The following is a 7,939-nucleotide window of genomic DNA, read 5'->3' as shown; positions in this document are numbered from 1 at the left end:
TTGAGATCAGGAGCTGCATAACCGTTTCAAAGGGTAACTTTTTCTTTCGCGTAAAGTCTTTTTCGGGGTTTTTGACATACAGTGCTGGTGCGGCTGACATTTCTTGAATAAGGGATGTCAGCTTTTGTTTTAGTGAATTCGCGTACGTATTCATGGGCGAAACCTCCTCGTTTTTTCAAGGGGCTTCGCCACACATTTTCAACTGCTTGTCAAGTTCTTTTACTCTTTTTCACGCAAAAAAGGAGCAGGCTATCTTTCGATAACCTGCTCCTTTGCATAGATATTTGGTTCAACACCTTAACTTAATGACATTGCCAGCATTGGCTGCCGTTTTTTCAACTAACAGGCAGCATTCCTATTATGAAGAAATACGAGGTTTGAGAAATAAAAAGACTCCTTGGTATGATGTTTATGGGTCCCAGATGCTCGCCAGCGACCGGATCCAAAAACAAACCAAGGAGACTACATCATGAATTTTAATCAAAATGAGCGTATTAATCAAATCACTTCTTCTACCTTAATTATCGGTGTAGACATCGCAAAATACAAACACGTTGCTCGTGCACAAGACAATCGCGGAGTCGAGTTCGGGAAGCCAATTACGTTTGAAAATACCCAGGCAGGATTCGAGTTACTTGTGAACTGGTATCAGAAGATACTTACGGAACAAGGCTTCCAAGATGTTATTGTTGGCATGGAACCAACCGGCCACTACTGGCTGAACCTTGCTCATTTTCTTAGAGAAAAGCAGGTTAAGTATGCTGTTGTAAATCCGCTGCATGTGAAGAAAAGCAAAGAGTTAGATGACAACTCTCCAACTAAAAATGATGTTAAGGACGCGAAAGTCATTGCACAACTGGTCAAAGACGGGAGATACGCTGTACCAAGCCTTCCTCAGGGCATTTATGCGGAATTGAGGGAAGCGATGAAGATTCGCGATCACCTAACGACTGACCTTTGTGTAGTCCAAGCGCGTGTCCATAACTGGCTAGATCGGTACTTTCCAGAGTTTCTTACGGTATTTAAGGATTGGGAGTGCAAGTCTGCCATCCAAATGCTGAGCCTCTATTTACTACCACATGAGCTTGTAAACGTACCGGACGAAACCTTGCTACAGCACCTGAGAGAGGTTGCAAAGCGAGGGCTTGGTCTAGGTCGGATCAAGAATCTAAAGGAAGCAGCGAGCTGTTCAGTAGGCATAAGAACTGGCTCTGAGTTGGCAAAAATGGAACTTAAGCTCTTGCTTACTCAGTACGAATGGCTTCATAAGAAGCTTGAAGAGTTGGAAGGAAGATTGGATGAATTACTCATAGAAATTCCTCATGTGCCGCAATTGTTGGCCATGAAAGGGATTGGTAGAGACACCATCGCAGGATTCCTTGCTGAGGTAGGTGACATTAGTCAGTACCGTCATCCTAAACAGATAACGAAGCTCGCTGGATTGAATTTAAAAACAAATGCATCTGGTACACATAAAGGACAAACCAAGATAACAAAGAGAGGCCGGAAGCGCCTTCGTGCCTTGCTCTTTAGAGTGATGATGCCGTTGGTTGCTAAAAATGCAGCCTTTCGAGCCTTGCACGAGTACTACACCAAACGATAAATCCGCTCAAAAAGATGCAATCTCTCATCGCGTTGTGTAACAAACTCATACGGATCCTGTTCGGTATTTTGAAGAAGGGACATGAGTTTAGTGAAGATAAAATGATCCAGGATATCCCGCGATTCGCAGAATTACCGCAAGCAGCCTAATTGAAAGTTCCCTTTGATAATGACCTAGTAATGAAAAACAGATAACAAGAAGCACGGATGAGTCGGAAAGGCACTATCCATACGGACGAAGATCCTGTCGGGCAGCATATCTGACCTCCACCTCATGGACAGGTTGAATGAAGGAATGTGGGAGCGTAGACTCTGCGAGATGTGGGAGCGTAGACTCTGCGAGATGTGGGAGGGTTGACCACCATGAGCTTATGTGGAGATCCGAAGGTGCAACCATACTTTACCTAAGCAGCCACTTTTTACAGAGAGTGGTCTAGGTGGAGACTTTTTCGCGCCTTTACCAGCCCCACAAATTTCTTCATCTACAACTTCGTTCCATCTAGATGTTATCTGTAAAGAAGCGTACTTGGTCAAAATCTAAGAAAACGAGAGCATTTAAGAGCAAAGTGATTCTCCATAGAGGGAGGATTGCTTAATCACTATACGAATACATAGGGAAGGAATATGTCCTATTTCATTTTAGCGAGGATAACAGCCAGCAGGTGTGTATCGGGTTGTGAAGCCTATACGTCTTGGTGATAAATCTGAAAGTCCGCAAATATTTTTGGTAAGCGATCCTTTTACGTTGAAATAATTAGGAAAATATGAGTGCTGAACGGGCACAATTGCTCACTGTGTAGGCTCTAGAACAGGCAGGATAATGTAATTCAGGAGGACTGAGGTTTTGATTACTCTGCGATTTGAAAGTATAAAATCAGGATGGTGTACAATCATCATTGCTAATGGTGATTCTGGAGGTATCAATTTCTTATTTAACTGATTTTATTAGTGATCTTGCTTATACAATAACATCTATGTTAGAAGGGGCAAAACAAGCAATTTTCAGGTGCTATTATGAGCCAAGACAATATATCTTCACTCTAAATGAGATAAAACAACAAGTGACTTTAACTATAGATGAAACCAGAAGTACAGGAAACATAAATATATTTATCGGGACTGACGAATTGATTAAGTTAGGCAGATTACTGCTGAGGGAATTAGAAAGAGTAAAATTGGAAGTGGGTTTAAAACAATACAAGCAAGCACGGGAGGTGATCGCATATGTCGGAAGATTTTTATTGCGAAGAAGTATTAAGTGGGCGAACACCTGTACAAAAAGTAGTTGAAACCGAAAATGTACTTGCTTATCATCACACCCGTCCATTCTATCCAGTGCACATAGTGACGATTCCGAAAAGGCATATTTCATCACTGATTACTTTGGAGAAAGGCGATAACGTTCTTCTAATCGAGCTTATGGATGTCGTTAAGAAAGTAGCTTCGCAAGTCGTTGCGGAACACGGGGCTTGCAGAGTAATAACCAATTTAGGAAAATACCAAGATTCGAAACATCTTCATTTTCACGTGGTTTTCGGTCAGCCATTAAACAAAGGTTGATTAACGGGCAGTTTAGCGCAACAGATGAAATCATTGAAAAAGTACGAAGGACGAATGAATGAATATACTGAACGGATACATGCGTTTGCGGCTCATTGGAATGTCGGATTACAGAAGTTACTCCAGTGTACTTTCGCCCATGTGCTTGATGTGAATATTCACCATAGCAACCCCGCCTTTGAACCGAAATTGTATATATGAATAAATATTACAAAAGGAGCTAATTCGAATGGAATTTACAATTATCGAATATGACCCTTCCTATGCATTACAAACGGTTAAGATGTGGAGAGAGAGCAAGGAACAAGCGATTGGGCAAGTAGCGATACATTCTTTTGAAGATCATGTATTTTTTCTGAATAACATTTTGGTCAAAAATAATAAGGTATACCTTGCAATTGAAGCTTCAGGGAAGCAAGTAGTAGGCATACTAGCTTGTAACGAGAATTGGGTTAATCAGTTATACGTTCATACGCAATATCAAGGGAGAGGAATAGGGAATAGGCTCCTGAACCTCGCCAAACAGCAATCTAAAGGTAGACTATTTTTATACACCTTTGAAGTCAATAAGAAAGCACAGAAGTTTTATGAGAGAAACGGATTTATGATTGTTGACAGAGGAAATGTCAATGAAGAGCAGCTTGAAGATATAAAGTATGAATGGACAAAACCTTGAAGAAATTGGTGGATACGCACATTCATCGAGAGGTAACATTACTTTTGTCATTAAACAAACGAGGAACGATACTTAAACGGCTGCCACTATGGCGGCCATTATTACGTTAACGGGGAGTATAGCGCTAATTATCATTGAATTATCACGTCAAATCAAAAATATGGTAAAATTTGAGTGTCCCATTTCTAACTTAAGTGCTGAACTTTGGTTTAGCCCCTTTAAATAAATGATGAACGTATTCCGTTTTCTCAATACTAAATAAGCACAAAGGAAGAATAAGAAATGGCTGTAAAAACAACTTTCTCAGAATACGAACTTTCGCAAATCTGTTCAAATTACAACTTGGGAACATACGTGGACTCCACGCCTTTTACAAATGGAACGGTACAAACGAATCTTAAAATTCAAACGACTGCGGGCCATTATGTATTTAGATATTATGAAAACCGCAATGAAAACTCGGTTTTATTTGAAACGAACTTGCTCAGCTTTTTGAAAGATTGTAATTATCCTTGTCCAGCACCATTCAAGAATAAAGACGGTAACCTTGCTGGTATTCATAATTCGAAGCCCTATGTCTTATTTGAGTTTATGGAAGGTGAACACATTGAAGAACCGAATGAGAAGCAAGTGAAGCAACTGATCCAAAAGGCTGCTGAGCTACAAAGTTTGACTAAAAACTATTCACCTATTCATAAAGATGACCGCTGGAATTATAGCGTCGAGTTTTGCCGGGAGCTAGCTAGGCACGAATCAAAACGGATCAATACAATAAACTCCAAAAATAAGCTGGCATGGCTAGAAAAAGAATTGCTTGAACTGGAGCTCCCTGAATCATTGCCAAAAGGAATTTGCCATGCAGACTTTCACTTTTCAAATGTTCTCTATAACAATGATGAATTTAGCGCCTTATTAGATTTTGACGATGCTAACTACACATATCTTCTTTTCGATCTAATAGGACTTATTTCAAACTGGGCTTGGCAATACGGTGAAGATAATCTTAATATCCTGGAAGCAAAGAAAGTCATATCAGAATATTCACAACATAGGCCTTTGTACGATATCGAAGAAAGACATTTATATGATGTATTTAAGCTGAGTATTCTAATAGATTGTGTTTGGTATTTTGAAAGAGGAGATACACAAGATTTTTATGAGAAAAGAAAAATTGACTTTCTTAATCTTTTAGGCAGAGAAGCGTTTTATCACGAGCTGTTTAATAATAAAGTATGAAAAATCATAAAGGGTAAAACCAACAGGCTGCCGGCAAACTCGATTGCGGTCATCATTGAGGGACGGGCAGTTATGCGCAACTTCCAGGGAATGTAAACGTCTAAATAAAGTAAGGAACGAGGAGGCAGACATTTCATGGGAGGAACGAATGTATGGGATGCGGAGTGGGGGGTTAACGAAGAGCAGGCGCGGACGCTGATCGGCAGACAATTCCCTCAGCTGTCATCGAAGCAAGTGAAGCGATTGGGCTGGGGCTGGGACAATACGGTTTTTCTCATCGGTGACGAGTACGTGTTCCGGTTTCCAAGAAGAACGATTGCAGTTGGCTCAATTCGTATGGAAGGGAAGCTGCTGCCGAAGCTGGAGCCATATATGACCATCCCCTATCCGAAACCGTTGTTTTATGGCGAAGCAAGTGACGAATACCCGGCACCATTTCTTGGCTATGCCTACGTGCCAGGAGATTTCCCCATCGGTTTGACGGAAGAACGGCGGGTTTTATCGGCAGAAACGCTGGCGAAATTTTTGCGGAGATTGCATGAGTTTCCGGTGCAGGCGGCGCTGAAGTGCGGAGTTCAGCAAGATCATCGAAGCTTGACGGACATAGCATCGCGCAAAGTGAAATTGGAGGGCTTTCTATCGAAGGTGGTTGAACACTTGTCGCCGGAGGAGTCCAGTGTGATCGAAGCGTATATTAGCAGGCTGCAAACGGACAGTGTCGAGGCGGTGAATGTACTGCTACATGGCGATCTTCATTTCAAAAATATGCTTGTGAATGAGAACGGGATCGTTTCCGGCATCATTGATTGGGGCGATCTGAGCGTAGGCCATCCGGCTTGCGATTTGAGCGTTGCTTACAGCTTTTTACCACCTTACGCTCGCGGCGTGTTTTTCGAAACTTACGGAGGAGCGGACGAGGAAACGAAGCTGCTGGCGCGGCTGATCGCGGTATACATCCCCGTACTGATCTTGATGCAAGCGGTCGATGACGGGAATGAAGCGATTGCGGCAGAGGCGAAATCCAACATCATGCGAGCACTGTCGGATTAGGCTCATTATTTCGTTGCAGCTATGGGGCTATCGGCACCATTTTGTCGTTTAAAGGCCGCGATAAGGTACGATTCGCCTTCTCTGATGCCGCTTTATGTATCAAGGTAAACAGTAATATGGGAATCATTGAATATAACAGTCCGTTTGGCTCCATCTTCCATAGTGGATGATTATAACTAAGAAGTTCATATAACCCATTGCCAATTGCAGCATATAGAAGCGTAGGATAATATTTATGCCAGTTTCGATCTGCTAGCCTCAATGATGCGATTATCCAGAGTGCAGTATATAGCAGTGCTACCAATAGTCTCACATTTTAAGGATTGGACCTGCAAACGTTCCATGGCTACGCTGAAGGAATTACCTACGCCTCAGGATCTAGCAGGACGGTCAACACCGGAGATCATTTCAACGTGGAGAAAACATATGCAGCGAGCAGGAGCAGGCGGTGTAACAGGCATACAAAAGGCTGCTGAGCTCATTGCGCAAGCTAGGCGGAGTGTAGGAGACGTTACAGCTCTAACCGAAGCAAAGCAAGATTTTGTACGTTTAATCGCAGAGTTCGAACGAATTACGGATATGCTCCGCTAAACGCAATCGGTCTCCACACCTTGGATAAGTATGACGATGGAATGTTAGGGCAGAGACCCGTCGAGTCATGGGATGGTAAAGGCATGAGATTTCGTTCTAAGATTTTGAAATTGGTCCCGCCGTATGAATTCAGTTGGCTTGGAAAAGTCGGTGTACAGGGAATATTCGACGGTGAGCATATTTTTGAACTGAAACCTATAGACAGTAATCACACGTTGTTTGTGCATCGAGAAGTTTTTACTGGGATTATGGTTCCGTTCGTTTCCCGAATGTTGGACGGAGACACCAAACGCGGGTTCATGGAGATGAACGTTGCTCTAAAAGAGCGTGTAGAGCACACAGGTTCACCGATTACATCCAATTTGGCAATGATGGGCTAATAAGAATTTAGAACAAAGCTTAGTAACTCTAACGGAGATAGTTATGTTCAATTGATTGCGGACGCTTGCATCTTACACAAAATAAAGTTATCATGGATTCATGAAGTCTTTAATTACCTAAGGAGGAGCACTATGAAATATTCGCAAGCAACCGATTATGCGCTTCACGCGATGTGCTATTTGGTGGCAACAGCGCCGGACAATCCGCTAAGCGTGCAACAGCTGGCCGAGAAACTAGGCGTTTCCCAAACATATCTGTCTAAAATGCTGACCAAGCTAGTTAAGGCTGGACTCATCCAATCTATGTCCGGCGCGAACGGAGGGTACCGGCTTCGACGCAATTGGGAAGACATCTCATTCCTGGACGTTATTCACGCAATCGAAGGAACCGCTTCGCTGTTCGAGTGCGGCCTTGATCACGGCAGCGAATGTTTGATTCAACAAATCGTCACCGAAGCAGAACACCAAATGGAGCAGTATCTGAAAAACAAAAAAATTCATGAACTGGCCGGGCAATTCATGGGAATGGATTAATCAACCAGTTTTTTGACTATTTGTAGATATTATATATCTATAATATCGATTAATAAACGTGATACGTGAGAAGGATTTTATTGTGACGATTGGGATTTTGCCATTATCGGTGGAGGCCGGCGGAACTCAATGCTGTCCCGAGCAATTCCTTATAGTTTCCCCGTCACGTACAGACAAAATTCCTCACGGAAATCGAAAGTGGCCTGTGAAAGGAGGTGAGTAGGATGGGAGGACAACAATATAGCACTGCCGCGGATAGTTCCAGACATTGGAATTAGTGAAAACAGAGCCTTAAACTCCAACAGATGAA

General features: G+C 42.5%; 7 protein-coding genes and 1 pseudogene. All 8 read left to right on the top strand.

Translation table 11 applies throughout. The features are described from left to right. Nucleotides 1-469: 469 nt before the first annotated feature. The 8 genes and pseudogenes from A8990_RS26565 (at nt 470) to A8990_RS26530 (ending at nt 7,629) form a co-directional block, all read left to right on the top strand. Nucleotides 470-1,752: pseudogene (locus A8990_RS26565) on the top strand (IS110 family RNA-guided transposase). Nucleotides 1,753-2,826: 1,074 nt separating this feature from the next. Beyond that, a complete protein-coding gene (locus A8990_RS26560) occupies nt 2,827-3,162 on the top strand; it encodes an HIT domain-containing protein (RefSeq protein ID WP_116192057.1) in 336 nt (111 codons plus the stop codon). Nucleotides 3,163-3,391: 229 nt separating this feature from the next. Beyond that, nucleotides 3,392-3,838 carry a GNAT family N-acetyltransferase gene (locus tag A8990_RS26555; protein WP_116192056.1) on the top strand — a complete coding sequence of 149 codons (447 nt, stop codon included), beginning with the start codon at nt 3,392-3,394 and terminating at the stop codon, nt 3,836-3,838. Nucleotides 3,839-4,120: 282 nt separating this feature from the next. Further along, complete coding sequence (locus A8990_RS26550; protein ID WP_116192055.1) at nt 4,121-5,074, top strand: homoserine kinase; 954 nt, start codon at nt 4,121-4,123, stop codon at nt 5,072-5,074. Between the two features lie 135 nt (nt 5,075-5,209). Further along, on the top strand, nt 5,210-6,124 hold the full coding sequence (locus tag A8990_RS26545; RefSeq protein WP_116192054.1) for a phosphotransferase: 915 nt from the start codon (nt 5,210-5,212) through the stop codon (nt 6,122-6,124). 426 nt (nt 6,125-6,550) lie between these two features. Next, nucleotides 6,551-6,715 (top strand): hypothetical protein, encoded by a 165-nt coding sequence (locus A8990_RS31890; protein ID WP_245996234.1) that lies wholly within the window; start codon nt 6,551-6,553, stop codon nt 6,713-6,715. An 83-nt stretch (nt 6,716-6,798) separates the two neighbouring features. Further along, a complete protein-coding gene (locus A8990_RS26535) occupies nt 6,799-7,095 on the top strand; it encodes an SRPBCC domain-containing protein (protein WP_116192053.1) in 297 nt (98 codons plus the stop codon). A gap of 132 nt (nt 7,096-7,227) precedes the next feature. Continuing rightward, on the top strand, nt 7,228-7,629 hold the full coding sequence (locus A8990_RS26530) for an RrF2 family transcriptional regulator (RefSeq protein ID WP_116192052.1): 402 nt from the start codon (nt 7,228-7,230) through the stop codon (nt 7,627-7,629). Nucleotides 7,630-7,939: the final 310 nt, after the last annotated feature.

The sequence above is a fragment of the Paenibacillus taihuensis genome (assembly GCF_003386535.1).
Taxonomy (GTDB): domain Bacteria; phylum Bacillota; class Bacilli; order Paenibacillales; family Paenibacillaceae; genus Paenibacillus_Z; species Paenibacillus_Z taihuensis.
The sequence above is the reverse complement of the archived record's forward strand: the minus strand, read 5'-3'. Positions and strand labels throughout refer to the sequence as shown.